Annotated in this window: 24 protein-coding genes; 18 read left to right on the top strand and 6 right to left on the bottom strand. The window is 66.0% G+C overall.

Translation table 11 applies throughout. From position 1 onward, the window contains the following. Window positions 1–69: 69 nt before the first annotated feature. Together M2336_RS02415 and M2336_RS02410 are read left to right on the top strand one after the other, a co-directional pair. A complete protein-coding gene (locus M2336_RS02415; RefSeq protein ID WP_264573834.1) occupies window positions 70–750 on the top strand; it encodes an epoxyqueuosine reductase QueH in 681 nt (226 codons plus the stop codon). Window positions 751–839: 89 nt separating this feature from the next. After that, entirely contained in the window at window positions 840–1,592 is a 753-nt protein-coding gene (locus M2336_RS02410; RefSeq protein WP_264573833.1) for an SDR family oxidoreductase, read from the top strand. A gap of 79 nt (window positions 1,593–1,671) precedes the next feature. Here M2336_RS02410 and M2336_RS02405 read toward each other — a convergent pair whose 3' ends face one another. Continuing rightward, entirely contained in the window at window positions 1,672–1,806 is a 135-nt protein-coding gene (locus tag M2336_RS02405; protein ID WP_181558396.1) for an entericidin A/B family lipoprotein, read from the bottom strand. Window positions 1,807–1,992: 186 nt separating this feature from the next. On the opposite strand from M2336_RS02405, the gene M2336_RS02400 reads away from it, so the two are divergent. Then, complete coding sequence (locus M2336_RS02400; RefSeq protein ID WP_264573832.1) at window positions 1,993–2,550, top strand: NADPH-dependent FMN reductase; 558 nt, start codon at window positions 1,993–1,995, stop codon at window positions 2,548–2,550. Window positions 2,551–2,557: 7 nt separating this feature from the next. Here M2336_RS02400 and M2336_RS02395 read toward each other — a convergent pair whose 3' ends face one another. Then, window positions 2,558–2,836: a hypothetical protein gene (locus M2336_RS02395; RefSeq protein ID WP_181558398.1), complete on the bottom strand. Its 279-nt coding sequence runs from the start codon at window positions 2,834–2,836 to the stop codon at window positions 2,558–2,560. A gap of 154 nt (window positions 2,837–2,990) precedes the next feature. Between M2336_RS02395 and M2336_RS02390 the strand changes: the two genes are divergently transcribed. The 5 genes from M2336_RS02390 (at window position 2,991) to M2336_RS02370 (ending at window position 11,838) form a co-directional block, all read left to right on the top strand. Continuing rightward, on the top strand, window positions 2,991–6,350 hold the full coding sequence (locus M2336_RS02390; protein WP_264573831.1) for a DUF2126 domain-containing protein: 3,360 nt from the start codon (window positions 2,991–2,993) through the stop codon (window positions 6,348–6,350). 14 nt (window positions 6,351–6,364) lie between these two features. Further along, window positions 6,365–8,848, top strand: coding sequence for a circularly permuted type 2 ATP-grasp protein (locus M2336_RS02385; RefSeq protein ID WP_264573830.1), 2,484 nt, complete (start codon window positions 6,365–6,367; stop codon window positions 8,846–8,848). A gap of 23 nt (window positions 8,849–8,871) precedes the next feature. After that, window positions 8,872–9,768: a transglutaminase family protein gene (locus M2336_RS02380; protein WP_264573829.1), complete on the top strand. Its 897-nt coding sequence runs from the start codon at window positions 8,872–8,874 to the stop codon at window positions 9,766–9,768. Window positions 9,769–9,898: 130 nt separating this feature from the next. Beyond that, window positions 9,899–10,693 carry a DUF1206 domain-containing protein gene (locus tag M2336_RS02375; RefSeq protein ID WP_264573828.1) on the top strand — a complete coding sequence of 265 codons (795 nt, stop codon included), beginning with the start codon at window positions 9,899–9,901 and terminating at the stop codon, window positions 10,691–10,693. A 71-nt stretch (window positions 10,694–10,764) separates the two neighbouring features. Beyond that, window positions 10,765–11,838 carry an AI-2E family transporter gene (locus M2336_RS02370; RefSeq protein WP_264592531.1) on the top strand — a complete coding sequence of 358 codons (1,074 nt, stop codon included), beginning with the start codon at window positions 10,765–10,767 and terminating at the stop codon, window positions 11,836–11,838. A gap of 119 nt (window positions 11,839–11,957) precedes the next feature. Here the strand turns inward: M2336_RS02370 and rpsT are convergent, their stop codons facing one another. The 3 genes from rpsT to M2336_RS02355 form a co-directional block, all read right to left on the bottom strand. Next, the gene (gene rpsT, locus M2336_RS02365) at window positions 11,958–12,221 is read right to left on the bottom strand and encodes a 30S ribosomal protein S20 (protein ID WP_181558404.1); all 264 of its coding nucleotides are present in this window, start codon (window positions 12,219–12,221) and stop codon (window positions 11,958–11,960) included. A gap of 105 nt (window positions 12,222–12,326) precedes the next feature. Further along, entirely contained in the window at window positions 12,327–13,523 is a 1,197-nt protein-coding gene (locus tag M2336_RS02360; RefSeq protein WP_264573826.1) for an AI-2E family transporter, read from the bottom strand. 89 nt (window positions 13,524–13,612) lie between these two features. Next, window positions 13,613–14,650, bottom strand: coding sequence for a quinone-dependent dihydroorotate dehydrogenase (locus M2336_RS02355; RefSeq protein WP_264573825.1), 1,038 nt, complete (start codon window positions 14,648–14,650; stop codon window positions 13,613–13,615). A 370-nt stretch (window positions 14,651–15,020) separates the two neighbouring features. On the opposite strand from M2336_RS02355, the gene M2336_RS02350 reads away from it, so the two are divergent. The 10 genes from M2336_RS02350 (at window position 15,021) to M2336_RS02305 (ending at window position 22,952) form a co-directional block, all read left to right on the top strand. Then, window positions 15,021–15,899: an AraC family transcriptional regulator gene (locus M2336_RS02350; protein WP_264573824.1), complete on the top strand. Its 879-nt coding sequence runs from the start codon at window positions 15,021–15,023 to the stop codon at window positions 15,897–15,899. 158 nt (window positions 15,900–16,057) lie between these two features. After that, window positions 16,058–16,546 carry an RrF2 family transcriptional regulator gene (locus tag M2336_RS02345; protein ID WP_264592530.1) on the top strand — a complete coding sequence of 163 codons (489 nt, stop codon included), beginning with the start codon at window positions 16,058–16,060 and terminating at the stop codon, window positions 16,544–16,546. Next, window positions 16,543–18,030, top strand: a complete 1,488-nt coding sequence (gene sufB / locus M2336_RS02340; protein ID WP_264573822.1) for a Fe-S cluster assembly protein SufB — start codon at window positions 16,543–16,545, stop codon at window positions 18,028–18,030. The genes M2336_RS02345 and sufB overlap by 4 nt, the downstream gene beginning before the upstream one ends. Window positions 18,031–18,183: 153 nt before the next feature. After that, a complete protein-coding gene (locus M2336_RS02335; protein WP_181558410.1) occupies window positions 18,184–18,651 on the top strand; it encodes a hypothetical protein in 468 nt (155 codons plus the stop codon). After that, window positions 18,651–19,397: a Fe-S cluster assembly ATPase SufC gene (gene sufC / locus M2336_RS02330; protein WP_264592529.1), complete on the top strand. Its 747-nt coding sequence runs from the start codon at window positions 18,651–18,653 to the stop codon at window positions 19,395–19,397. Before M2336_RS02335 ends, sufC begins: the two co-directional genes overlap by 1 nt. Then, window positions 19,394–19,738 carry a hypothetical protein gene (locus M2336_RS02325; RefSeq protein ID WP_264592528.1) on the top strand — a complete coding sequence of 115 codons (345 nt, stop codon included), beginning with the start codon at window positions 19,394–19,396 and terminating at the stop codon, window positions 19,736–19,738. Before sufC ends, M2336_RS02325 begins: the two co-directional genes overlap by 4 nt. Then, the gene (locus tag M2336_RS02320) at window positions 19,738–20,490 is read left to right on the top strand and encodes a SufD family Fe-S cluster assembly protein (RefSeq protein WP_264593240.1); all 753 of its coding nucleotides are present in this window, start codon (window positions 19,738–19,740) and stop codon (window positions 20,488–20,490) included. Before M2336_RS02325 ends, M2336_RS02320 begins: the two co-directional genes overlap by 1 nt. 301 nt (window positions 20,491–20,791) lie before the next feature. Beyond that, window positions 20,792–22,003 (top strand): cysteine desulfurase, encoded by a 1,212-nt coding sequence (locus M2336_RS02315; RefSeq protein ID WP_264593239.1) that lies wholly within the window; start codon window positions 20,792–20,794, stop codon window positions 22,001–22,003. Continuing rightward, the gene (locus M2336_RS02310) at window positions 22,000–22,497 is read left to right on the top strand and encodes an SUF system Fe-S cluster assembly protein (RefSeq protein WP_181558413.1); all 498 of its coding nucleotides are present in this window, start codon (window positions 22,000–22,002) and stop codon (window positions 22,495–22,497) included. The genes M2336_RS02315 and M2336_RS02310 overlap by 4 nt, the downstream gene beginning before the upstream one ends. A gap of 95 nt (window positions 22,498–22,592) precedes the next feature. Next, on the top strand, window positions 22,593–22,952 hold the full coding sequence (locus M2336_RS02305) for a HesB/IscA family protein (RefSeq protein WP_181558414.1): 360 nt from the start codon (window positions 22,593–22,595) through the stop codon (window positions 22,950–22,952). 153 nt (window positions 22,953–23,105) lie between these two features. Here the strand turns inward: M2336_RS02305 and M2336_RS02300 are convergent, their stop codons facing one another. Further along, entirely contained in the window at window positions 23,106–25,391 is a 2,286-nt protein-coding gene (locus tag M2336_RS02300) for a S8 family peptidase (RefSeq protein WP_264592527.1), read from the bottom strand. Between the last annotated feature and the right edge of the window lie 148 nt (window positions 25,392–25,539).

Genomic DNA, 25,539 nt, shown 5'->3' with positions numbered 1-25,539 from the left:
ATAGATCAGTCCGCTCGCCCACCGCACAGCGGGTGACGCGCGCCCGGCGATCTGCTATGGGCGCGCGCCATGACGAACCCCAATAGCCTCGATTACGAACGCCCGGTCATCACGCCGCCCGATGGCGAGAAGAAGGTGCTGCTGCACAGCTGTTGCGCGCCCTGCTCGGGCGAGGTGATGGAAGCGATGACCGCGAGCGGCATCGATTACACCATCTTCTTCTACAATCCGAACATCCACCCCAAGGAGGAATATCTGCTGCGCAAGGAGGAGAATATCCGCTTTGCCGAGCAGCACAATATTCCCTTCGTGGATGCCGACTATGACACGGTGAACTGGTTCAAGCGCGCCAAGGGCATGGAGAATGAGCCCGAGCGCGGCGCGCGCTGCACCATGTGCTTCGACATGCGGTTCGAGCGCACGGCGCTTTACGCGCATGAGCATGGCTTTCCGGTCATCACCTCCTCGCTCGGCATTTCGCGCTGGAAGAACATGAACCAGATCAACGATTGCGGGGAGCGCGCGGCGGCGCATTATCCCGGCATCAAATATTGGACGTTCAACTGGCGCAAGGGTGGCGGCGCGGCGCGGATGATCGAGATCAGCAAGCGCGAGCGCTTCTATCAGCAGGAATATTGCGGCTGCGTCTTCTCGCTGCGCGACACCAACGCGCACCGGGTCGCCCAAGGCCGTGAGGAAATCCGCATCGGCGAGCTGTATTATGGGGACGAGCCTTCCGCGCAGGACTGAGCCGCGCGGGAGGGGTTTGACCACAAGAAACGGGACGCGTCCGTTCGGCCTTCCGTCTAGCTGACCGGCTCCACTTATGGAGCTGGATCATGACATTACTGGATCGCAAAGTCGCCATCATCACTGGCGCGAGTTCGGGGATCGGGCGCGCCGCTGCGCTGCTGTTCGCGCAACAGGGCGCGGCCCTCGTGCTGGTTTCCCGACGCGAGGCGGCGCTTGAGAGCGTGGCCGAGTCCATCAGAGCGCAGGGTGGTCGGGCGGCCATCGTCGCGGGCGACGTGTGCGAGGAGGGGACGCACCGCCGAGCCGTCGCGGTCGCCTGTGAGACCTTCGGGGGGCTGCATATCGCGTTCAACAATGCCGGGCTTGTCGGGACGATGCAGCCGCTGGCAGACCTCACGCCGCAGGATTGGTCGCAGGCGCTGGCGGTCAACCTGACGGCGGCTTTCCTCGGCGCCCGCGCGCAGATTCCGGCCATGCTCGAACAAGGCGGCGGCGCGCTTGTCTTCACCGGCAGCTTCGTGGGCAACAGCGCCGGCTTGCCGGGCATGTCGGCCTATGGGACGGCGAAGGCGGGGCTGCTTGGTCTCGTGCGTGGCATTACGGCCGATTATGGCGCGCAGAGGATCCGCGCTAATGCCTTATTGCCGGGCGGGACAGCGACCGGGATGGCAGGCGATGGCGATCAGCAGGCCTGGGCGGCAAGTCTTCACGCGATGAAGCGGATCGCCCAACCGGAAGAAATCGCGCAGGCGGCGCTATTTCTGGCCAGCGACATGGCGAGCTTTGTGACTGGCTCGGCGCTGTGGGCGGATGGGGGCAATGCCGCCGTCAAATTGTGATGCTGGGGACGTTGATAGTCGGCGGGCGGGCTCTTGAAGGATCGGGCGGCCGTATCAAGGCCGCCCGTGTCACTCTCGCTTAGTTGCCGTCGATCACTTCCTGCCCGGCCTGACCAACCGATTCAATGTCCTTGCCGGCGCCTTTGACAGTCGCGCAAGCCTGGAGTGCGAGGGCCGCGCCGAGCAGCAGAATCAATGTGCCGCGCTGTTTCATGATCGTCTTCCTTCTGTTTGTTCCGGGCGATGAAATGCTTGAGCAACGGTTCGGTTGCGATTCCTGATCGGCAGGCGCAGCTTGCAGGGAAGGTGTCAGGGAACGCGTGCCTCGTCGGGCCGTTCAGGAAGGTGAGACGGCTGCGCCTTGGCCGCGCCGGATGGCAACCAGATGAAAGGGTCAGTGATGAGCGGGAAGATCGATGTCGCGGTAATCGTGGGCAGTCTGCGCAAGGACTCGTATAACCGCAAGGCAGCGCTGGAGCTGGCACGCCTCGCCGATGGCGATATGGCGCTGCGGATCGTCGAGATCGGCGATTTGCCGCATTATGATGAAGATGCGGAGACCGACAGCCCGCCCGGGGCGTGGACGCGCTTTCGCAAGGAGATCGCCCCGGCCGACGCGCTGCTGTTCGTCACGCCCGAATATAACCGCTCGGTGCCGGGCGTGCTCAAAAACGCTATCGACGTTGGCTCGCGGCCCTACGGCCAGAGCGTGTGGATGGGTAAGCCGGCGGCGATCATGACCGTCTCGCCCGGAGCGCTCGGCGGGTTCGGCGCCAATCATCATCTGCGCCAGATGCTGGTGTTTCAGGATACGCCGATCCTCCAGCAGCCCGAGGCTTATGTCGGCAATGCGGCCAAGCTATTCGAGAATGACGGCCGGCTGACGGACAAGAAGACGGAGGATTTTTTCCGCAGCTTCCTCGACGCATTTCGCAAGCTGATCGACCGGGCGGGCTGACCGCCGCTCAGTTCACGATCGACTTGAGGCGTCGCCAGATTCGCGTGCGCAGCGGCGTGCGCGATTCGATGCTGAGGCCACGCGCACGAGCTGCCCGCATGAGATCGCGGGTCAGCGCGCGCAACTGGCGGTCGTTGAGTGCCGTCGAGACCCGGTGATGGCCGCCGCGCATGCCGCTTTCGGCGATATGCAGCGTCAGGATGACGCCATGGTCCGCGCCGCGCCGCTCCCAATCGATAAGCGCCCCGGAAATATACTCCTGCCGCCTGAAATCCTGTTCCGCCATGCCTTCCTCTGTTGCGCCCAGCTTGCGCGCCGTCCTGCTCGTGCAATCCCTGACCGCCGTTTCTTAACGTTTTGGAAAGGCCGGGCCGAGCCGTTGGCGCACCGGGCGTGCATTGTCTATTGCGCATTGCACAATATTCGCATTCACTGCGCGGATGCTCAAAGCTGCAGTCTATCATCGCACGGCCTATCACTACAGCAGGCCGATCCGTCTCGGGCCGCAGATCATCCGGCTTCGACCCGCGCCGCACAGCCGCACCAAGGTGCCGAACTATGCCCTGCGGATCGAACCCGAGGGCCATTTCATCAACTGGCAGCAGGACCCACACGGCAATTGGCAGGCGCGGCTGGTCTTTCCCGATCCGGTCGACCGTTTCGTGGTGGAAGTGGATCTGCTCGCCGATCTCGACGTCATCAATCCGTTCGATTTCTTCGTCGAGCCTTATGCCGAGGAGTATCCGTTCGCCTATGACGAGGCGCTGAAGACGGATCTGGCTGCCTATTTCGAGGTCGAGGCGCAGGGGCCTCTGTTCGAGGCGCTGGTGGCGCAGCATGCGGGCCATCAGGGCCGCACCATCGATTTTCTGGTGGAGATCAATCGCCAGCTCGAACAGCGTATCGGCTATGTCATCCGCATGGAAACCGGGGTGCAGACCCCGGAAGAGACATTGCAGATCGGCACCGGTTCCTGCCGGGATAGCGCCTGGCTGCTGGTGCAACTGGTGCGGCGGCTGGGTTTCGCGGCGCGGTTCGTCTCGGGCTATTCGATCCAGCTCGTTGCGGATGTCGAGCCAGTGGAAGGCCCCAAGGGCGTGACGCGCGACGTGGTCGATCTCCACGCCTGGGCGGAAGTTTATGTGCCGGGCGCTGGCTGGATCGCGCTGGATGCCACTTCCGGCATGTTCGCCGGCGAGGGGCATATCCCGCTCTGTGCATCGCCCCATTATCGCTCGGCTTCGCCCATTGAGGGACTGGCCGAGCCGGCGGAAGTGGACTTCCGCTTCGAGATGCGCGTCTCGCGCATTGCCGAGGCGGTGCGGATCACCAAGCCGTTCACCGATGAGCGCTGGGCCGCCGTGCAGGCGCTGGGCGAACAGGTCGACGCCGACCTCGTCGCGCAGGATGTGCGGCTGACCACCGGCGGTGAACCGACCTTCGTGGCCGAGAATGGCGGGCAGGAGGATGAGTGGAACGGCGGCGCCGTCGGCCCGACCAAGCAGGGCTATGCGGACAAGCTCGTGCGAGCGCTGCGGGAGAAATTCGCGCCCGGCGGGATGCTCCACCACGGTCAGGGCAAATGGTATCCGGGCGAGAGCCTGCCGCGCTGGGCCTATGCGGTCTACTGGCGCAAGGATGGCGTGCCGGTGTGGCGCGACCCGATGCTGATCGCGCGGGAAGAGGCCGAGGGCAAGCCGCTCGCGACGCCGGCGCTTGCCGCGCGCTTTCTGGCGACTATCGCCGCAGGCCTTGAGGTTCAGCCCGATTATGTCGCGCCGGTCTATGAGGATGAGCAGGAGTGGGCGCGCAAGGCGGAAGATTTGCCCGTCAATGTGACGCCAGACGATAACAAGCTCAGCGATGTCGAGGCGCGCGAGCGGATGAAGAAGGCGTTTGCGATGGGGCTGGTCGAGCCCGTCGGCTATGCCTTGCCCATCCAGCGCTGGCAGGCCGCGCAGACTAAGCCCCGCTGGCAGAGCGAGGTCTGGGCGGTGCGCCGAGGCAAGCTCCATGCCGTGCCGGGTGACAGCTCGCTAGGCTATCGCTTGCCGCTGGGCTCGCTGCCCTTCGTGCCGCCGGCCGACTTCCCCTATATCCACCCGCGCGACACGAGCGAACCGCGCGAGCCGCTGGCGGATTATCATGTCCAGCGCGCGGAGCGGGCGCGCCGGCCGGATGTGCGCGAGCAGATGGTTGCCTCCCGCGCGGAGGCCGGCGGCGCGGCAGCGCAGGAGCGGGTGGAGCAGGAGATCATCGAGGGCGCGGTGCGCACCGCGATCACCGTCGAGCCCAAGGCGCATTATCTCTCCGTCTTCCTGCCGCCGGTGCGCGAGTTGGAGGATTATCTAGAGCTGATCGCGCAGGTGGAGGCCGCAGCCTGCGCCATGCGCGTCGAAGTGCGGATCGAGGGCTATGCCCCGCCGCCCGACCCGCGCCTGCAGGTGCTCAAGATCACGCCCGACCCGGGCGTCATCGAGGTCAATGTGCAGCCGGTCGCGACATGGGGCGAGACGGACGAACTGACCGAAACGCTCTACGATGTCGCGCGGTCGCTCAAGCTCACGGCCGACAAGTTCATGGTCGATGGGCGCGCGGTGGGCACGGGCGGCGGCAATCATCTCGTGCTCGGCGGGCCGAGCCTCACCGATTCGCCGTTCATCCGCCGGCCAGACCTGCTCAAGAGCTTCGTGCTCTACTGGCAGCGCCATCCCTCGCTCAGCTATCTCTTCTCGGGCCTGTTCATCGGCCCCACCAGCCAGGCACCCCGCATCGACGAGGCGCGGCATGACGGGCTGTACGAGCTGGAGGTGGCGCTGGCGCAGGTGCCCCATCCCTTTAAATCAGGGCCGGGGGAAGGCGCCACGCCACCCCCCTGGCTGGTCGACCGGCTGTTCCGCAACCTGCTGGTTGACGTGACCGGCAACACGCACCGCACCGAGATCTGCATCGACAAGATGTTCTCGCCCGATGGGCCGACCGGGCGGCTGGGGCTGGTCGAGTTCCGAGGCTTCGAGATGCCGCCGGATGCGCGGATGAGCCTGGCCCAGCAATTGCTGCTGCGCGCGCTCACCGCCTGGTTTTGGCGCGCGCCGCAGGAGGGCAATCTCGTGCGCTGGGGCACGCGCCTGCACGATCGCTTCATGCTGTCCCATTTCGTCTGGGAGGATTTTCTCGACGTGCTCGGCGATCTGCGCCGGGCGGGCTATGATTTCGACCCCAACTGGTTCGAGGCGCAGAAGCAGTTCCGCTTTCCTGTCCATGGCGCGGTACGGGCCGGCGGGCTGGAACTGGAGATTTCCCATGCGCTGGAGCCTTGGCATGTGCTGGGTGAAACCGGCGCGATCGGCGGCACCGTGCGCTATGTGGACAGCTCAACCGAGCGGCTTCAGGTGCGCGTCTCCGGGCTGGTCGAGGGGCGGCATGTCGTCGCCTGCAACGGGCGTCGGGTGCCATTGGCAGCCACTGGCGTGGCGGGCGAGGCGGTGGCCGGCGTGCGGTACAAGGCGTGGGCGCCGTCAGACTGTCTCCATCCCCGCCTGCCGGTCAACGCACCGCTGACCTTCGATGTGTTCGACGCGTGGAGCGGCCGGTCGCTCGGCGGCTGCGTCTATCATGTGGCGCATCCGGGCGGACGCAATTATGACGACGTGCCGGTGAATGCCTATGAGGCGGAGGCGCGGCGCAAGGCTCGGTTCCAGGATCATGGCCATACGCCGGGCTCCATGGCGCTGCCGCCGGATGAGAAAACGGGGGAATTTCCATTGACGCTCGATCTGCGACGGCCCGCGACCCTTTGAATGCGTCGCTTGCCATGACTGCCGGGGAAGAGGACATCGGCCAGGCCCTCGCGCGCTATGCGCGGGAAGCCGGGCGCGGTGACCTCATGCTCGCGGCGCAGGGCGATCCTGCCATGGCGCATCGCTGGGAAGCGATGTTCGGTGCCATTGCCAGCGCCGCGCGGGGCGGCTTCGCCGGTCTGCAGGCCCGGGCCGATCAGCAGGTTGTCGATCTCGGCATGGCCTTTCGCCTGACCGGTGAGGTCGAGGAGCGCGTCTGGCCGCTCAGTCCCGTGCCGATGCTGATCCACGCGACGCAGTGGCAGGGCATCGAGGCGGGTCTGGCGCAGCGGGCCGATCTGCTCGAGCATGTGCTCGATGACCTCTATGGCGCGTGCAGCCTTGTCGCCAGCGGCGAACTGCCGGCGGCGATCGTGGCCGGGGCGCCGGATTATTGGCGGCAGATGCGCGGCCTGCCGCCGCCGCGCGGCCACCGGCTGCAATTCTACGCGGTCGATCTGGCGCGCGGGCCGGATGGCGAATGGCGGGTGCTGGCGGATTATGTGCGCACGCCCGTCGGCGCCGGCTATGCGCTGGAAAACCGCCTCGCGATGACGCGCGCGACGGACGATGCGCTCGGCATCGTCAATTTCGTGCGGCTGGCACCCTTCTTCTCCGATTTCCGGCAAGGCCTCGCCGCCATCTGTGCCCGGCCCGATCCGCGCATCGCGCTGCTGACGCAGGGGCGCTACAATCAGAGCTATGCCGAGCAGGCGCACCTCGCGCGCTATCTCGGCATCCTGCTGGTCGAGGGGCAGGATCTCACCGTGCGCGACGGGCAGCTTTACGTCCGCACCGTCGAGGGCGTGAAGCGGGTCGATGGGCTGTGGCGGCGGATGGGCACGGACCTGCTCGACCCGCTGGCATTCGATTCGCGCTCGACCATCGGCGTGCCAGATATTTTCGAGGCGATGCGCCACGGCGGCCTCGTCATCGCCAACTGGCCCGGCGCCGGGGTACTGGAGACGCCGGCGCTCGCCGCCTTCCTGCCGCGCCTCTGCCGCAAGTTGCTCGGCGAGCCTTTGCGCATTCCCAATGTCGCGACATGGTGGTGCGGGCAGGCGAAGGAGCGCGCCCATGTCCGCGAGCAGGCGGACCGGTTGGCCATCGGCTCTGCCTTCGGCTTGCCGGTGCCGGCGATCCCCCATGGCCGCGCGCGCCTGGCCTCGCGCCTCAGCCCTGCCGAGAATGCCGCGTTCCTCGCCGAGCTGGAGCAGCGCCCGATGGATTATATCGGGCAGGAGCTGGTGCAATTGTCCACCACGCCGGCGCTGGTCGATGGCGTGCTGCTGCCCCGCCCGTTCATCCTGCGCGCCTTCCTCGCCCGCGACGCGCATGGCCAGTGGCGGGCGATGCCGGGCGGGTTTGCGCGGCTCGCAGCGCATGATGACATGCGGGCGGTGCTGATGGGGCAGGGCGACATGTCCGCCGACGTCTGTATTGTCGCTGATGAACCGCAGACGGCAGTGGTCACGCTCGACAGCGGTGCGCCAGTCGCCATTCGCCGGGTCGCGGGCACGCTGCCCAGCAAGGCTGCGGATAATTTCTTCTGGCTCGCGCGCTATCTGGAGCGTGGCGAAATGGTGCTGCGGATGATCCGCGTGCTGATCGGCGGCAGTATCGAAGGCGAGGCAGCCTCCGCGCTCGACCGCCCGACGCTCGGCCGCGTGGCCGATACGCTGGTTGCCTGGGGCAGCGCCCGCAAGGACAAGCTGGGTGAAGGCACCGGCAAGCTTTGCGTCCATGCACTCAGCGATCCGGAGATGCCGGGTAGCGTCCAATCCCTGTTCGAGGCGGCCGAAGCGATCGGTCGCGGCCTTCGCGAGCGGCTGGCGGTGGACTTCTGGCGCCTGCTCAGCCGCCAGATCGACCGGGTGAGCGAAGCGCGCGAGTCGCAGCTCATGGCGCATGTCGCGCGGCTGCTGGATCGTTGCGCGGCGCTCTCCGGCCTGTCTGCCGAGAATATGGTGCGCGGTGCGGGCTGGCGTTTCCTGGAGCTGGGCCGGCGGCTCGAACGCGCGATCCATCTGTGCCGGCTGGCGCGCACCTTTGCCGGAGACGATGCCAATGGGCACGATCTCAATCTGTTTCTGGATCTGTGCGATTGCCAGATCAGCTATCGGACCCGCTACCTCTCCGGTCTGGCGCTGGCGCCGGTGCGCGACATGCTGCTGCTGGAGCCGGGCAATCCGCGGTCGCTGGCTTTTCAGGTCGATGCGATTCTCGATCATCTCCGCGCCCTGCCGACGCTGCGCGACGACGGGATGCCCGAGCCGCCGGTGCAACTCGCCCTGGCGCTCTCTGCCCGTCTGCATGCCGCCTCGGCCGAGATGCTCACGGCGCGCGATCTGGAGGTCATCGAGACGGCGCTGCTCGATCTCTCCGACCGGATCGATGATCGCTTCTTCCTCAAGGGCGAGGATGCGCCGCGCGCCTCCGGCATGACGCGGCTGGCATAGATGAGGCGGATGTATAACAGGCGATGAGATATCGGGTCAGCCACATCATCCGCGTCGATTATGATCCGCCCGTGCGGCTGGCGCATTTCAATTTGCGGCTCGCGCCCATCGCATGGCCGGGTCAGCAGGTGCGGGACTATCGCCTCATCGTCGATCCTGTGCCCGACGTGCGCCAGGAGCGCGTCGGTGCCTATCCGTTCAACCTCACCCGCATCGAGATGCTCAAGCCGGTGGCCTCGCTGGAAGTGCGCTCCACCTTCATTGCCGATGTGAGCGAGGCCGAGCTGGATCTGCTTGGCGCCCAGATGAGCGTGACGAAGGTGGCGCAGGCGGCGCTAGCCGTCATGGATGTCGGGCCGATGTCCCCCGTGACCTATATCTTCCCATCCCGCTTGCTACCACTCGTGCCGCAGATCGCCGCCTGGGCGCGGCCGCACCTGGCGCCCGATGCGGACTGCCTGAGCGCGGCACTGGCGCTGGCCCGGCACATTCAGGCGAGTTTCCATTACGACACCAAGGCGACCGAGGCCGATACGCCGGTGGCCGAGGCCTTCTCGATCCGGCGCGGCGTCTGCCAGGATTTCGCGCACATCCTCATCGTCGCCCTGCGCGCCGCCGGTTTGCCCGCGGGCTATGTGAGCGGCTATCTGCGCACCGATCCGCCGCCGGGGCAGGCGCGACTGGTCGGCGCGGATGCGATGCACGCCTGGGTGGCCTTGTGGTGTGGCCCGCTGCGCGGCTGGGTGGGGATCGATCCCACCAACGGCGTGCTCGCCAATGGCGATCATCTCGTTGTCGGCATGGGCCGGGATTATTCGGACATCTCGCCCATCGACGGCGTGTTCGTCGGCGGCCATTCCCAGAAGACCTTCAATTCGGTCGACGTGTCACCCATGGACAAACGTACCACCACCGCCTGACCGTTGCATGGTCCAAGGCCTCCCTCATGAGCGACCTTTCCCGATCGAGCGGACCTGATCCGATCGACGCATCGGCGCGGAACGTCGCCGCGCCCTGATCGTTAGCGTCGGTGAACAGGGAGATGCGCACATGGATACCGGAGCCAGACTGACGATGCTCGCGCGCGCCGGCTTCGCGACCCGTGGCGCGCTATACATCGTCATTGCCTTTCTCGTGTTGCGGGCCGGGCGGGCCGAGGACCCGTCGGGCGCGCTTGAATATCTCGGCGATGGTGGCGGCATGATACTCCTCGGCCTGATGGCGGCGGGATTGATCGGCTATGGGCTCTGGCGGCTGTCGGATGCCGCCTTCAACATCGAGCAGCATGATGACGATACCAAGGGCAAGATCAGCCGCGTGGGCGCGGCGGCGAGCGGCCTGATCCACCTGTTTCTGGCGTGGCAGGCGATCCGGTTGATGCAGGGCACCTCCGGTGGCTCGGGCGGCGGGACGGAGGAAGGCGCACAGAGCGCCCTCCAACTGCCCGGTGGCTTTATCCTGCTCATCATCGGCGGCCTGATCCTGATCTGTACGGGGCTGTATCAGCTCTTCAAGGCCGCCAAGTGCAGCTACTTGAAGCATCTGGAACCGCAGATCGCGCGCAAGGCCTGGGCACAATGGACCGGTCGACTGGGCTATGCGGCGCGTGGGGCGATCTTCCTGATCACCGGCGGCTTTCTGGTCTCTGCGGGGCTGGATTCTCAGGCGAGCGAGGCCGGGGGCATGTCGGACGCGCTCGCCTGGCTGACTAATCCGTGGGACATCCTGATTGCCATCGGCTTGCTCGGCTTTGGCATGTTCAGCCTGATAGAAGCGCGTTACCGACGCCTGCAGACCGTTTCGGCTGGCCCTTTGGCAAGCGGGGCATCGCGCTTCGGCTGGTGAGCGGAGCCCAACGGCACATTGCGCAGACACCGCGAGGCACTAAGCTGGCGGCGAACGATAAGGGGGATGTCATGACAGTTCAGCAGCGCGAGGCGGATCAGGCACCGCGCGAACGGCAAGGTCCGGGCGCGCGGATGGCCATGGCGACCGTGATCATTCTGGCGGTCGTGGGCACTGCGTGGCTGTTCGTCAAAATGTCCGGCCTGCTGCTGCTGGTCTTCGCGGCTTTGGTGTTGGCGGCCATTCTCGATGCCATAACCCGCGTCATCTGCCGCATCCCAAAGCTGCCGCGCGGACTGGGACTGGCACTCGCGGTGGTGACGCTGCTCGCGGTCATCACCGGCGCTTTCACGCTGTTCGGCACGCAGATCGTGGGCGAATTCGACACCATCCGGGACAGCATTCCGCCCGCCATCGATCAGGTGCAGGCGCTGCTGGAGCGGTTTGGCCTCGGCGACGCCACCCGCGACCTGATCGAGCAGGGGCAGGGCGACCTCTCCAATCTTCTCTCTCAGGCCGGCGGTTATGCGCTCACGGCGGGCAATGGCATCGCCAATCTGGTGCTGCTGTTCGTTGGCGCCATTTTCATCGCCAGCGATCCCGCCGTCTATCGGCGCGGTCTCATCTTGCTGATGCCCCGGCGAGCCGAAGGGCCGCTGGGGGAGGCACTCGATGATGCGGTGCGCGGCTTGCGGGGCTGGATGATGGGACAGGCCGTCTCGTCGGTGGTCGTGGCGGCGTTGACCTGGGCCGGGCTTGCGGCGCTGGGCGTGCCCGCAGCAGGCGGCCTTGGCATCATTGCGGGTCTGCTGGATGTGATCCCGATGATCGGCCCGATCATCGCGGGCGTGCCGGCCGTGTTGCTCGCCTTCACCGTGTCGCCGATGACTGCCCTGTGGACGACTCTGGTGTTCCTCATCATCCAGCAATTGCAGGGCAATTTCCTGCAGCCGATGATTCAGAAACAGGCCGTGGACGTGCCGCCCGCCGTGCTGCTCTTCGCGGTAGTGGCGGCCGGGCTTCTGTTCGGCTTCATGGGCATGCTGCTGGCTGCGCCGCTGACGGTGGTGGTCTTCGTGATGGTCCAGCGCATCTATGTGCGCACGCTGCTTGGGAAGAAGATCAAGATCGCCGGGCAGGACTGACGGGCGCGCGAGAACCGCGGCTGATCATGAGGGACGGGCGGGGCCAGCCGCTCGTCCGGACAACAAAAAAGGCGCCGGAAAGTCCGACGCCGTTCTTGTCTCGAAATCCGCGAGAGCGCTCAGGCCAGGCCGGCCACGCTCTTGGTCAGGCGGCTGAACTTGCGCGAGGCGGTGTTCTTGTGGAGCACGCCACGGGCCACGCCACGCGACAGCTCGGGCTGTGCGGCGGAAAGGGCTGCCTGCGCCGCCGACTTGTCACCCGCTGCGACCGCTGCTTCCACCTTCTTCACGAGGGTGCGGATGCGGCTCATGCGGCTACCGTTGATCTCGGCGCGACGTGCGTTGCGACGAATGCGCTTCTTTGCCTGCGGCGTATTGGCCATGAAATTCCTCGAACTCGAAACTGTTTTTGGGCGCGCGGCCCGACTCGCCAGGCGGAAGCCGCAGGCGCGCGAAGGCCGGGCCATTAGCCCTGATCCGGGACAGCGTCAACCGCCTTGTGGCGACGAAGCCGGCTTCTGCGTGCCTGCCGTATCCGTGCGCAAGCGCGCTTCCACCTCGCCGACCGGGACGGAAGCGGCATCCGGCAGGTCGTCTGGCTCCGTGATGGGGAGCGCGGCCTCATCCTGCCCGCGCATCCCGGCCACGATGTTCCAGGTGGCGATGAACAGGGCAGCGATGACCGGACCGATCACCAGCCCGCTGAAGCCGAACAGTTGCAGCCCGCCCAGCGTGGTGATGAGCACCAGATAGTCCGGCATCCTGGTATCCCGCCCGACGAGGATCGGCCGCAGCAGATTATCCACCATCCCGATCACGAAGATGCCGCAGAAGATGAGGATGAGCGCTTGGGCCAGCGCGCCGCTGACCAGCAGGTAGACCGCGACCGGCACCCAGACGATGCCGGTGCCCACGGCGGGCAACAGCGAGAAGAAGCCCATCATCACGCCCCACAGCAAGGCGCCTTCGACGCCCAGCAGCCAGAACACGACCCCGCCGATGAAGCCCTGCACGATGGCGACGATAATGCTGCCTTTCACGGTCGCGCGGATCACCAGTACGAACTGGCGGAGCAATTCCCGGCGCGGGCCATCGCGCAGCGGCGTCCGCTTGATCACGCTCTCCATCAGAGTCTCGCCATCGCGCAGCAGGAAATAAGTGAGATAGAGCATGACGGTGAACGCGATGAACAGGCTGAACGCACTCTGGCCGATGTTGACGGCCTGCGCTGCCACGAACTGGAAGCTGTCTGCCGCCGCTTCGCGCAGCCGCTCTTGCGCGGCATTGAAATTGTCGAGCCCGTAACGCTGGAGCCAGCTTTCGGACCAAGCGGGCATGCTGGCGCGCAGATCATCGAACAATTGCGCGAAGTTGATCTCGCCGGACTGGATGCGCGCGTAGAAAACGCTCGCTTCCTGAATCAGCGCGATGGTGAGCAGCAGCGCGGGCACGATCACCAGCGCGATAATGAGCAGCAATGTGAGGCCGGCAGCGGCGCTGGGCCAGCGCGGCATGATGTCGCGAATCTCGCGATGCACCGGCTGGAACAGGATAGCGATGATCACGCCCCACAGGATCGCCTGGAAATAAGGCTCCAGAATGAACGCGAAGGCGACCGTGATGAGGATGACCAGCGCGAGAAAGGCGTGATCCTCGATCTTGCGGGGTGGCGGGCTGGCATCCATGATGGGCGAATTCCGTTCAGTTCGTCTGGCGCGACCTCATCGCAAAAACAGCGCAAAGGCAATGTCGATCCGTTGAGGCCGCCAATTCCTCAGCGCGTGTCGACCCCGACGGCCTGGCTGATCGACGTGAACCCATCCCGGCGCAAGAGATCGGCGAGCCCGGCATTGATGCGCGCGGGCAGATACGGCCCCTCATAGACCATCGCCGAATAGAGCTGGATGAGGCTCGCGCCGGCGCGGATGCGGGCATAGGCCTGCTCGGCGGTACGGATGCCACCGGCGCCGATCAACGGCAGCCGGTCGCCCAGGCGCTGGCGGAAATCGCGCAGGCGGCCAAGGGCCATATCATGCAGCGGTGCGCCGGACAGGCCACCCGATTCCCCGGCATTGGCGGAGCGGAGGGAGGCCGGGCGGCTGATCGTGGTGTTCGTTACGATCAGTCCGTCGATGCGGTGCTGCAAAGCCAGTTCCGCGATGTCGTCGATGTCCGCCGGCTCGAGATCGGGTGCGATCTTGAGGAGCATCGGCGGTCCGTCCTCTGCACGCGCGGCCATCACGCGGCCGAGCAGGGCGTCGAGCGCGCCCCTGTCCTGCAGGGCGCGCAGGCCCGGCGTGTTGGGCGAGGACACATTGACGGTGAGGTAATGGCAATGGGGGCTCATGGCCCGCACGCCTTCCTCATAATCGGCAATGCGGTCCTCGGTATCCTTGTTGGCGCCGATGTTGATGCCGATGATCAGCCCCCGTGGCTTGCCGCGTCGACCGAGCCGGGCGCAGGCCGCCGGTTGCCCGCCATTGTTGAACCCCAGCCGGTTGATGATGCCGCCATCCTCGACCAGCCGGAAAATGCGCGGGCGTGGATTGCCGACCTGTGGGCGTGGGGTCAGCGTCCCCAGTTCTCCAAAGCCGAAGCCCAGCGCGCCGACCCGGTCAATCACGTCGCCATTCTTGTCGAACCCGGCAGCGAGGCCAACCGGACTGGCGAAGTCCAGTCCGAACAGGCGTTGGGCCAGAATTGGGTCCGGCTTCGGCGCAGGGGGGAGCGGCAGGCGCAGCGCGGCAAGGGCGAGGCCATGGGCGCGCTCCGCATCGAGCGCGAACAGGAGAGGGCGGAGCTTCTGGTACATGCCGCGCGCTATGCCAGCGCTCAGTCAAGCGGTCAAAGGGCAGCGCGACGGAGCCGTGGCGTGGAACCCCACCGGGCTGCGATTCGCATTATCATGACGATTCCGTCCAATCCAAGATGAACGAATCGCGTTACGGCGAGACTGCGACCCGAAGGGCTCTTTGTCATTTGGCTCAGAGACCTTGAACTTTAGCGGTCTGGCGGGTGATATTGCCTGCCGGGCCGCTTTTTTATTTGCCGCATCAGCGATTTGTGCGAAAGGTCGGTCAGGGTGGAGCACGCGATGGCGTGGCCTTGGCCCTGCCGAACTGCCAGTCCTTCCGATCGAACATTTCGGCTCGTCTTTCCCTGGAGAGTGGTCAGGGTCGCGCGTGCGTCACAGATTCTCCGTTGCCGATACTGCGGACATGGTAGCGCTCAGCTACTTCGTTCCGCCTGTCGATCTGGCCCACTATTTTGGCGCGATGTATCTGTTCACGGCGGACCAGCCGCGCGTGGCGGACCATACCCGTGCGGACTTCGCGCAAATTCGCTTCATGCTCGCTGGTTCGGGTGCCTATCGGTTCGTGGACGGGCACCGGGCGGAGACCCCTGAATGCTGCCTGCTCGGCGCGACCAGCGCGGCAACGCATTTCGATGTGCATGGGCCGCTACAGGTGTTTGGCGTTTCCGTTCTGCCGCTGGGCTGGGCGGCGCTGCGGGCCGGCGATGCGGATGCGGCATCCGATGATGTGGTCGATCTCGCTGCGCGGTTCGGCCCTGGCTGGACCGATATGCTGTCAGCGCTGCGGAGGATCGATGATCCTGGCAACGCGGAAGATATCTTCTGGGCTTTCATCCGCGATCACCTTCATCCCGTCCCGGATGCAGAGCGCAGATTCATCGAGGTTGTGGACCGCTGGCTGGCAGACGAACAGTCGCCCCGGGTCGAGGTGCTGCAGGAGACGACGGGCCTTTCCGCGCGCCAGCTCGCGCGCTGGTGCAACCGCCTGTACGGCGCGCCGCCCAAATATCTGGCGCGAAAGTATCGGGCGCTGCGCTGTGCCCAGGTTCTGGCGCGCGAAGATCTGGAATGGGCGGAAGTGAGCGGTGATGCCTTCTATGACCAATCGCATTTCATCCGCGAGATCAAGCATTTCACGGGCCTCACGCCCACCGAGCTGCGCGAGCGGGCCAGCATCGTGATTCGCCTCTCGATGAAGCGCGCTGAGCTGAAGGACGGGATCGCCAGGTTGAGCCAGATCAGCTGACCCGCCAGCCGCTGCCGCCTTGCCCGCCCGTGATGGCATAAGGCAACAGAGGCCGCTCGCGTCGCGAATTGCTCTGCTTTCGGGCTTGATTTCCGGCGAGCGCCGGCCCATTTGCGCAATCAGACCGATTTACTCCGATTTGAGAGTCGTTTGCAAATATGCGCCTGTCGAGCCTTGCCGATTATGCCGTGCTGATGATGCGGACCGCCGCCTCGCAGTGCGGTGGCGCGCGTGCAAACGCCGCGAGCCTCTCGGCCAAGGCCGGCATTCCGGTGCCGACGGGACAGAAGCTTGCGAGCCTGCTCGGCCGGGCCGGACTGATCAAGGCGACGCGCGGGAGCGGCGGCGGCATCAAGCTGGCGCGCCCGGCGGCGGCGATCACGCTGGCCGACATCATCGAGGCGGTGGATGGCCCGATCGCGCTCACTGGCTGCCTCGAGCCGCACGGGGCGGAATGCTGCGCCCTCTCGCAGCGCTGTGACATCCGCCCGCACTGGATCGGCGTCAACGCGCTGGTCCGCGATGCGCTGGCGCATGTCACGCTGGCCCATCTCATCGCTTCCCCTGAAACGCTGCCGGTTGCGGCTTTCTCGCCCCCGGGCCTGACTGGCCCTGCAAGCGCAACCGCCATGGAGTCCGTGCAATGACTGCCCCGGTCGATACCCGTCCCAAGAATGAAGATGCGCTCGCTGCCGCCAAGAAGGTGAGCGACTATGAGTGGGGCTTCAGTTCGGACATCGAGCAGGAGTTCGCGCCCAAGGGCCTGAGCGAGGACACCGTCCGCTTCATCTCGGCCAAGAAGAACGAGCCGGAATGGATGTTGGAGTGGCGGCTCAAGGCCTATCGCCACTGGCTGACGATGGACTCGCCGGATTGGGCGAAACTCAACGTGCCGCCGATCGATTATCAGGACGCCTATTATTATGCGGCGCCCAAGAAGAAGGTCGAGCTGGGCAGCCTGGACGAGCTCGATCCGGAAATCCGCCGGACTTACGAGAAGCTCGGCATCCCCATCGAGGAGCAGAAGGTGCTCGCCAATGTCGCGGGCGCGCGCCGGGTCGCGGTGGACGCCGTGTTCGACAGCGTTTCCGTTGCGACCACCTTCCGCAAGGAGCTGGAGGAAGCCGGCGTCATCTTCCGCTCGATCAGCGAGGCGATCCGCGAGTTCCCCGAACTGGTGAAGAAGTGGCTCGGCAAGGTCGTGCCGATGCATGACAATTACTTCGCCACGTTGAACTGCGCGGTCTTCTCGGATGGCACCTTCGTCTACATTCCCGAGGGCGTCCGCTGCCCGATGGAGCTCTCCACCTATTTCCGCATCAATGCCGAGAATACCGGCCAGTTCGAGCGGACGCTGATCGTCGCCGACAAGGGCAGCTACGTCTCCTATCTGGAAGGGTGCACCGCCCCGCAGCGCGACGAGAATCAGCTCCACGCTGCCGTGGTCGAGCTGGTCGCGCTCGACGATGCCGAGATCAAATATTCCACGGTGCAGAACTGGTATCCCGGCGATGCTGAGGGCAAGGGCGGCATCTACAATTTCGTCACCAAGCGCGCGCTCTGCCAGGGGCGCAATAGCAAGGTGAGCTGGACTCAGGTGGAAACCGGCAGCGCGATCACGTGGAAATATCCCAGCTGCGTGCTGAACGGCGAGAACAGCGTCGGCGAGTTCTACTCGGTGGCTGTGACCAACAATCGCCAGCAGGCCGATACCGGCACCAAGATGATCCACAACGGCAGGAACACCCGTTCGACGATCGTCTCCAAAGGCATCAGCGCGGGCAAATCCAATGGCACCTATCGTGGCCTTGTGCGGATGAGCGCCAATGCGGAAGGGGCGCGCAACTTCACCCAGTGCGATTCGCTGCTGCTGGGTGACCAGTGCGGCGCCCACACCGTGCCCTATATCGAGGTGAAGAACCCGAGCGCCATCGTCGAGCATGAGGCGACGACGAGCAAGATCAGCGACGATCAGCTCTTCTACGCCCTGCAGCGCGGGCTGGATCAGGAAGCGGCGGTGAGCCTGATCGTCAACGGCTTCGCGAAGGATGTACTCCAGCAACTGCCGATGGAATTCGCGGTGGAAGCACAGAAGCTGCTGGGGATTTCGCTGGAAGGGAGTGTGGGGTGATCTCTGCCTTGTCCTTCCACGTCATGCCGGACCTGATCCGGCATCCCGCTTCTTACGACGCAGCGCCGAAAGGCAGCTGGACCCCGGATCACGTCCGGGGCGATAAACATTAAACACCCTCTCCCTGAGCGGGCTTGTACAGGAACGAGACTTTTGAGCGACGAAGACGATATCCAGGATGCCCTCGCCGATTTCGCGGAAGATGTCGGCAACGGCCAGTCATGGACGGCGGCGATCCGCATCCTGACCGAGGATTACGAACTGGAAGAGGGCGAGCTTCAGCCGCGTGCCGTCAAGGATTTCGGCGATCTCGATGCTTATCAGGCGCAGTGCCGCGAGGCGCTGGCCAAGGGCGATGCGACGTTCACCGAGCGGCTGCGCACGGACAAGGCGTTCCACAAGGCCAAGGCGCCCAATCTCGCGCGCATGGGGCCGGTGAGCGAGTTCGTCGTGGGCTTGCTGGAGAAGGGCGCACCGGAGCCTGGCGCCGACTGGTGGCCCTATATGCCGATCAAGCGGCACATCGACACGCTGTTCCCCGCCCCCGGCGATGTGCGTGACATGGCCTTCTGGACGGCCCGCACGCTCATCCGCCAGCACGAGCAGGAAGGCGCGCGCTGATGCTGACCATCGACAATCTCCACACCGAAATCGACGGCAAGGCCATCCTCAAGGGCCTCAGCCTCTCGATCAATGCGGGCGAGATCCATGCGATCATGGGGCCGAACGGGGCGGGCAAGTCCACGCTGGCCTATACGCTTGGCGGTCGGCCCGGCTATGAAGCGACGCAGGGCAGCGTCTCGTTCAACGGTGCCGATCTGCTCGACATGGCGCCGCACGAGCGCGCCGCCGCCGGCTTGTTCCTCGGCTTCCAATATCCGGTCGAGATTCCCGGCGTCTCCAATGTCCAGTTCCTGCGCGAGGCGCTGAACAGCCAGCGCCGCGTCCGCGGGGAAGAGCCGCTGTCCGCCGCCGATTTCCTGCGGCTGGCGCGCGAGAAGGCGGCGCTGCTCGGCATGGACATGGAGATGCTCAAGCGCCCGGTGAATGTGGGCTTTTCCGGCGGCGAGAAGAAGCGCGCCGAGATGGTCCACATGGGCATATTGGACCCCAAGCTGGCGATTCTCGACGAGACCGATTCCGGCCTCGATATCGATGCGCTCAAGACCGTGGGCGCAGGGATCAACGCGATCATGCGCGCGCCGGACAAGGCCGTGCTGCTCATCACCCATTATCAGCGCCTGCTCGATTATGTGCAGCCGGACTTCGTGCACGTGCTCGCCGCCGGCCGCATCGTGAAATCGGGCGGACCGGAACTGGCGCTGGCGCTGGAGAAGGACGGCTACGCCGAGGTGGTCGCGGCATGAGTCTGATGGCCGCCTTGGTGCTTGCCCAGAGCGCCGTCGCCGCGCCGCCTGTGCCGATTGAGGGCGCGACCGACGAGGACATCACCGTCATCGCGCAGCGGCTGCGCGGCATCCAGGTGGGCATTACCCGTGACGCAGCGGGCAAATATCACTGCGGGTTGAGTGAATCGACCGGCGTGCGCAAGCTCGACGCGGCCTTGTGCAAGGCCACCACGCAATGCGTGCGCAAGGGCAAGGCGTCGCAGGACGAGGTGCGTGCCTGTGTGGACAAGGCCCGGCCCTCGTTGGTCGCGCGCATTCGCGCGTATCTGTCGACCGAGCGGGCGGGAGGCGGCGCATGATGGCACCGGCAACGCTCCCCAGGCGCCGCGACGAGGCCTGGCGCTATAGCGATCTCGACGCTGCGGCGCAGGTCTGGCCCGTAGGCGCGCCCGAGCGGATCGTCGTCGCTCCCGGTGAGGTGCGCACGCTGGCGCTGCTGCAGGATGGCGCGGACGGCGAGAGCATCGTGCGCGATCATCTGGTCGAGATCGGCGCGGGCGGCACGCTCAACGTCCATCTGCTGAACAGCGGCGGCACGCTGGGCCGTGTCACCTTCGACGTGACGCTGGCGCGCCATGCGCATTTCGAGCTGAAGGCGGCGTTGATCGGTGGCGCGTCGCAGACCATCGAGCTGGTGACGACGCTCAACCATGCCGAGCCGGAAGCGACCAGTGCACAGACCGTGCGGGCGATCGCGGCGGGCAAGGCGACGGCCAATTATCTGGGCCAGATCCGCGTCGCGCGCGATGCGCAGAAGACCGATGCCGCGCAGAGCTTCAAGGCGATGCTGCTCGGCCGCACCGCCACGGCCAATGCCAAGCCGGAGCTGGAGATCTTCGCCGATGACGTGAAGTGCGCCCATGGCGCCAGCATCGGCCAGCTCGATGCCGCGGCCCTGTTCTACATGGCCTCGCGCGGGATCGATCCGGCAAGCGCCAAGGCGCTGCTGCTCGAAGCCTTCATCGCCGGACTGTTCGACGACATGGCCGACGAGGCCGAGCGCGAGCGGTTCGCGACGGTAGCGCGGGGCCGGTTGGAGGCACTGGGATGATGGGGCGTGCTGCTCTTCTGAATGGGTCGCAGGCCTCTGCCGCCCCCGTGCTCCTGCGAAGGCAGGAGCCTAGGGCGCAACCGACTGCCCTTGCCGCCCTGGGCTCCTGCCTTCGCAGGAGCACGGGAAGGGACGGTGCTGGGCGTGTCTCGACTTCGCTCGACACGAACGGGAGGGTGGGCGTGATCGGGTTATTCCGGCCTCGGGTTCGCGCTCGCGCGCTCTATTTGGAGTTATCGGCGTGATGACGACCAAGACCCCGTTCGTGTCGAGCGAAGTCGAGACACCCTCCGCCGCAACCATGAACGCGCTCCTCAGCCGTCGCGCCGATTTCCCCGGCCTCGTCACCACTGACGGCAAGCCCTGGCACTATCTTGATACCGCCGCCACGGCACAGAAGCCGCAGGCGGTGATCGATGCCACGGTGCGGGCAATGGGTGCGGACTATGCGACGGTCCATCGCGGCGTCTACGCGCGGTCGGCGGACATGACGCTGGCGTTCGAGGCCGCGCGCCGTCGCGTGGCGCGCTTTATCAACGCGCCGAGCGAGAATGAGATCGTGTTCGTGCGCGGCGCGACCGAGGGAATCAATCTCGTCGCGCAGAGCTGGGGCGGCGCCCATCTCAAGGCCGGCGACCGCATCCTGCTCTCCACGCTGGAGCATCACAGCAATATCGTGCCCTGGCAGCTCATTGCCGAGCGGACCGGTGCGCAAATCGACGTCGCGCCGCTTACGCCGGATGGCCGCATCGATCTGGATGCCATGGCGGCGATGATCCGCCCGGAGCACAAGCTCGTGGCACTTGCCCATGTCTCCAATGTGCTCGGCAGCGTGCTGGACGTGCGGCGCGCGGCGGAGATTGCCCATGGCGCCGGGGCGCTGCTGCTGGTCGATGGCTGTCAGGCCGCGCCGCGTCTCGCCATCGATGTGCAGGCGCTGGGATGCGATTTCTATCTCTTCTCCGGCCACAAGTTGTACGGCCCAACCGGCATCGGCGTGCTGTGGGCGCGGGGCGCAATCCTCGAGGCCATGCCGCCTTATCATGGCGGCGGCGCGATGATCGACAAGGTGACCTTCGCGCGCACCACTTATGCACCGCCCCCCGCGCGGTTCGAGGCCGGGACACCCGCGATCATCGAGACGATCGGGCTGGCGGCGGCAATCGATTATGTCGAGGCGATCGGGCTCGATCGCATGGCTGCCCATGAGGATGCACTGGTCGCCCGCACGCGCGAGGCGTTGCGCGGCATCAACACCATCCGCCTGCTCGGGCCGGAGGATGCGGCGGGAATCGTCTCTTTCGTGATGGAGGGGGTTCATCCCCACGACATCGGCACTATCTTGGATGAGAGCGGCGTGGCGATCCGCGCGGGCCATCACTGCGCGCAGCCGCTCATGGCGCATCTCGGCGTCGAGGCGACGGCGAGGGCCAGCTTCGGGATTTACAATGATGAAAGCGATATCGAGGCGCTGCTGCGTGGCCTCGATCGGGTCAGGACGATATTCGGATGAATGACGAGAGCAGAATCAGGACCGAGGAAGTCGAAGGCGTCGCCCCGCCGCCGCGCGCTCGCGTGAGCGATGTGGTGGAGGATGCTTCCGGCGTGGCGGAAAACGCCTCGGACAAGGTCGCCCGCAAGCGCGACTATCTGGAGGGCTTTCTCGCCCAGAAGCCCAGCGATGCGCCCGCCGGTGAGCCGGGCGGCGCGACCTATGATGCGGTGATCGATGCGCTCAAGAGCATCTTCGATCCGGAAATCCCCGTGAACATCTACGATCTGGGGCTGATCTACGGGGTCGAGGTGGGCGAGGACAATCATGTCGCCGTCACCATGACGCTCACGACGCCGCATTGCCCGGTCGCAGAATCGATGCCCGGCGAAGTGGAAATGCGCGTGGGGTCAGTGCCTGGCGTCGGGCTGGTGGACGTCAATCTCGTCTGGGACCCGCCTTGGGACCCGCAGAAGATGAGCGACGAAGCCAAGCTGGAACTGGGGATGTTATAAACACTTAGCCCCTCCCCTTCAGGGGAGGGGTTGGGGTGGGGGTGGCGGTTATTTCCCCGACCTGCCCGACCGTAGTTACTGTGAAGGACGGAGCCATGACCACGACCACCACCAAGCGCCCTCTGCCTGCCGCCGTCACGCTGACGCCGGCCGCCGAGCAGCGTGTTGCGGACCTGATGGCCAAGGCGCCTGAGGGCACGATGGGCGTCAAGCTCTCCACGCCGCGCCGGGGCTGCTCGGGGCTGGCCTATTCCGTCGACTATGTGAGCGAGGTCGCGCCGTTCGATGAGCGCATCGAGACGCCCGGCGGCCTGTTCTTCATCGATGCCGCCTCGGTGCTCTACCTCATCGGCTCGACCATGGACTGGGTGGAAGACGATTTCACCGCCGGCTTCGTGTTCAACAATCCCAACGCCAAGGGCGCCTGCGGCTGCGGCGAAAGCTTCACCGTCTGAAGGCGGGCAGTTCTCCCCTCTCGTCATTCCCGCGCACGCGGGAATTCAGGGGCGCAATCGCAGTTCGGCTGGGTTCTGGATTCCCGCGTTCGCGGGAATGACAGGAACAGGGGGGCTCGGTTTGGCCAGCCCACGTTCGGCAGCAGTCGAGCCTCAGAACCCTACCGACCAACGCAGGGCCATGCCCAGTTCATCGGGTATGGCCGCGATGTTGCCGCCCTGCTCGCGCAGGAAGAGGTTGGCGCCCAGCCAGCCGGGGCCGATGCCGCGCCCATAGCTCAGCTCATAATCGCGCTGGCGGCCGCGCGGCACAAGGTTGAGCGGTACGCGCGCGTCGGTCGCGATTTCCTGCTCCCAGTCCCAGGTCTGCGGTACGATCAGCGTGAAGCGGCTGGCGATGACGCGCAGCGGCTGGGAGATGCGCAGACCCAGCAGATCGCCGGGCGCGAAGAGATCGCCACGGGCCAGATCGGCCGACCAGCTTTGGCTGACCAGCGATCCGCCTTCGCGCAAGGCTCCGCCGGCCGCGGCGCGGGTCCAGCCGCGCTGCCAGTTGGCCGAGAGGCGGACGGCGCCCGGCAGGTCGGCGCGCGCACCCAACCGCGTAAACAGGCTGCGCGCCGACTGCGCGCCGAAATTGGCGGAGAAGCGGGCGCCGAGCAGCGTGGCCTGCTCGTCCAGCATCGTCGTCCCGGCAGTGAGGCCGATCGCCCCGCGCTGATAGTCGAGCGAGAGCGACGCCGCATGATAGGGCGTGGCGCGCCACTGCTCGGCATCCGCGAGAGCGGCACGTTGCATATCGCCCCGCTCGAACCCGCCGATGATGGTCAGCGCCGGTGACAGCTGCTGCGAGACGGTGAGGGCGGCTTGCGCCTGCCGGTCGGCATGATCGGCATCGAAGCCATGGCGCGCCATCAGGAAGCTGGGGCCGGCACGGTCGGCGAGGCGCTGTTCCAGGGCGGCGATGCCAGTCCGCAAGCCCAGCATCACGCGGGCCTGGGGCGCGATCTGCGCGCTCAGCGTGCCGGAGAGCAACCGGGTGCGGGCCTCGTCCGACTGCCGGAACGCGAAGGGATCGCGGGTGGTGACGGCCTCGACGGTCGGGCGGAGATTGAGCGACAGGCTGAGCGACTGCGTCCCGAGGTTGAGATGGCGCTGGGCGGTGTCGAGCGCGGCGGAAAACTCACGGCGCGGTGCAGGGCGGGCGAAGCGCGGGGTCAGGTCCACCCAATAGGCGCGCTGATAATCGTCCAGCGCAACCCCATCCAGCGCGGCAGGCGCAGCGTCGCCCATCGGTGCGGACAGCGTGCTGGTTGAAAGGGGTGAGAGCGCGATCTGTGTGCCGGCCATGCTGAGCGCGCCGACCGGCTGGAAGGCCTTGGCGATATCCAGGATGCCCACGCCATAGCGCGCATCCGCGCCCGGCGCGCCGACATCGCGCGCGCTGTTCTTGAGCAGCGCAACGATCTGCGCGCTGGTGAGATTGGGGAAGGCATCCGCCAGCAGCGCAGCGGCGCCGGCCACCTGCGGCGCTGCAAACGATGTGCCGGAGTAGAGATAGTCGGTGCCGGTGTGATCGAAGGACAGGACGCGACTGCCGAGCGCGGCGATGCTCACGCTCTCGAAGCCGGCGACACCGGCCGAGAAGCTGCTCACCGTATCATTGCTGTTCACGGATGGCGCGATGATGACGAGGCCGTTGCTATAGGCCGGGTTGGCAAAGGATTGCGCCAGCTCGTCCGGCGCGGCCATCATGGGCTGGCCGTCCTCGTTATTGCCGGCGGAAATGACGATGATGATGCCGGCCTGGGTGGCGCGCTTCACCGCCTGCAGCAGATAATTGGGGGCCGCGCCACCGCCGAGCGAGACGTTGATGATCCGCGTGCCATTGATCCGGGCATGGTCGATGGCGTTGGCAATGGCCGTGGTGCTGTGCTTGCAGCTATCGGCATCGCAGTCGGACTGGTCGTCGGTCCGCAGCGCCATCACGGTCGCGCCCCAGGCCATCCCCATCACGCGCCGGTTGTTGCGCCCTGCAGCAAGCACCGCCGAGACCGCCGTGCCATGGCCCTCCACATCCGTGTAGCTGCTATTGCCGGCAAAGTCCGCGGAGGCGGCGCTAATCCGGCCGGTGAACTCGCCGGTCGGATCCGACAGGCCGCTGTCCACCACGCCGACCGTCACGCCCGCGCCGCTGGCGCCCGCCTGATAGGCAGTAATCGCGCCATGATAAGGCAGGCCGGAAGAGTTGCGGTATTCGCTGGTGTCGTAATTGACCGTGCTGGGGGTCGGCGCGGGCGTGGGTGCCGGGGTTGGAGTCGGTGTCGGTGTGGGAGCCGGTGCGGGTGTGGGCGTCGAGTTAAGCGCGCCGCCGCCACCCCCGCAGCCGGCCAGCGTCAGCAGCGCCATCACTGAGCCGAAAGCGATCCCATGTCGCATGATTGCAGGTTCCCCGTCCGCGCGACGATGCGCGCCGCGACATTAGCGGCGCCTGGTTAACGAGCTGTTTCGCAAAAACAGGGCTGCGAGGGCGCGGTTGCCAGCCTGTCCAATCAGGCGACGAGATGATCCAGGCGCGTGTTGCGCT

Source organism: Sphingobium sp. B1D7B, from assembly GCF_025961965.1.
In the GTDB taxonomy this organism is placed as follows: Bacteria; Pseudomonadota; Alphaproteobacteria; order Sphingomonadales; family Sphingomonadaceae; genus Sphingobium.
This window is presented reverse-complemented; position numbering and strand designations above follow the sequence as displayed.

What these genes read in the sequence shown, in the direction of transcription:
- sufC (WP_264592529.1), top strand. Translation starts at nt 18,651, where the DNA reads ATGCTGACCATCGACAATCTCCACACCGAAATCGACGGCAAGGCCATC.
- sufB (WP_264573822.1), top strand. Translation starts at nt 16,543, where the DNA reads ATGACTGCCCCGGTCGATACCCGTCCCAAGAATGAAGATGCGCTCGCT.
- M2336_RS02400 (WP_264573832.1), top strand. Translation starts at nt 1,993, where the DNA reads ATGAGCGGGAAGATCGATGTCGCGGTAATCGTGGGCAGTCTGCGCAAG.
- M2336_RS02345 (WP_264592530.1), top strand. Translation starts at nt 16,058, where the DNA reads ATGCGCCTGTCGAGCCTTGCCGATTATGCCGTGCTGATGATGCGGACC.
- M2336_RS02390 (WP_264573831.1), top strand. Translation starts at nt 2,991, where the DNA reads ATGCTCAAAGCTGCAGTCTATCATCGCACGGCCTATCACTACAGCAGG.
- M2336_RS02415 (WP_264573834.1), top strand. Translation starts at nt 70, where the DNA reads ATGACGAACCCCAATAGCCTCGATTACGAACGCCCGGTCATCACGCCG.
- M2336_RS02320 (WP_264593240.1), top strand. Translation starts at nt 19,738, where the DNA reads ATGGCACCGGCAACGCTCCCCAGGCGCCGCGACGAGGCCTGGCGCTAT.
- M2336_RS02305 (WP_181558414.1), top strand. Translation starts at nt 22,593, where the DNA reads ATGACCACGACCACCACCAAGCGCCCTCTGCCTGCCGCCGTCACGCTG.
- M2336_RS02395 (WP_181558398.1), bottom strand. Translation starts at nt 2,836, where the DNA reads ATGGCGGAACAGGATTTCAGGCGGCAGGAGTATATTTCCGGGGCGCTT.
- M2336_RS02405 (WP_181558396.1), bottom strand. Translation starts at nt 1,806, where the DNA reads ATGAAACAGCGCGGCACATTGATTCTGCTGCTCGGCGCGGCCCTCGCA.
- M2336_RS02380 (WP_264573829.1), top strand. Translation starts at nt 8,872, where the DNA reads ATGAGATATCGGGTCAGCCACATCATCCGCGTCGATTATGATCCGCCC.
- M2336_RS02325 (WP_264592528.1), top strand. Translation starts at nt 19,394, where the DNA reads ATGAGTCTGATGGCCGCCTTGGTGCTTGCCCAGAGCGCCGTCGCCGCG.
- M2336_RS02360 (WP_264573826.1), bottom strand. Translation starts at nt 13,523, where the DNA reads ATGGATGCCAGCCCGCCACCCCGCAAGATCGAGGATCACGCCTTTCTC.
- M2336_RS02375 (WP_264573828.1), top strand. Translation starts at nt 9,899, where the DNA reads ATGGATACCGGAGCCAGACTGACGATGCTCGCGCGCGCCGGCTTCGCG.
- M2336_RS02310 (WP_181558413.1), top strand. Translation starts at nt 22,000, where the DNA reads ATGAATGACGAGAGCAGAATCAGGACCGAGGAAGTCGAAGGCGTCGCC.
- M2336_RS02315 (WP_264593239.1), top strand. Translation starts at nt 20,792, where the DNA reads ATGAACGCGCTCCTCAGCCGTCGCGCCGATTTCCCCGGCCTCGTCACC.
- M2336_RS02355 (WP_264573825.1), bottom strand. Translation starts at nt 14,650, where the DNA reads ATGTACCAGAAGCTCCGCCCTCTCCTGTTCGCGCTCGATGCGGAGCGC.
- M2336_RS02300 (WP_264592527.1), bottom strand. Translation starts at nt 25,391, where the DNA reads ATGCGACATGGGATCGCTTTCGGCTCAGTGATGGCGCTGCTGACGCTG.
- rpsT (WP_181558404.1), bottom strand. Translation starts at nt 12,221, where the DNA reads ATGGCCAATACGCCGCAGGCAAAGAAGCGCATTCGTCGCAACGCACGT.
- M2336_RS02370 (WP_264592531.1), top strand. Translation starts at nt 10,765, where the DNA reads ATGACAGTTCAGCAGCGCGAGGCGGATCAGGCACCGCGCGAACGGCAA.
- M2336_RS02385 (WP_264573830.1), top strand. Translation starts at nt 6,365, where the DNA reads ATGACTGCCGGGGAAGAGGACATCGGCCAGGCCCTCGCGCGCTATGCG.
- M2336_RS02410 (WP_264573833.1), top strand. Translation starts at nt 840, where the DNA reads ATGACATTACTGGATCGCAAAGTCGCCATCATCACTGGCGCGAGTTCG.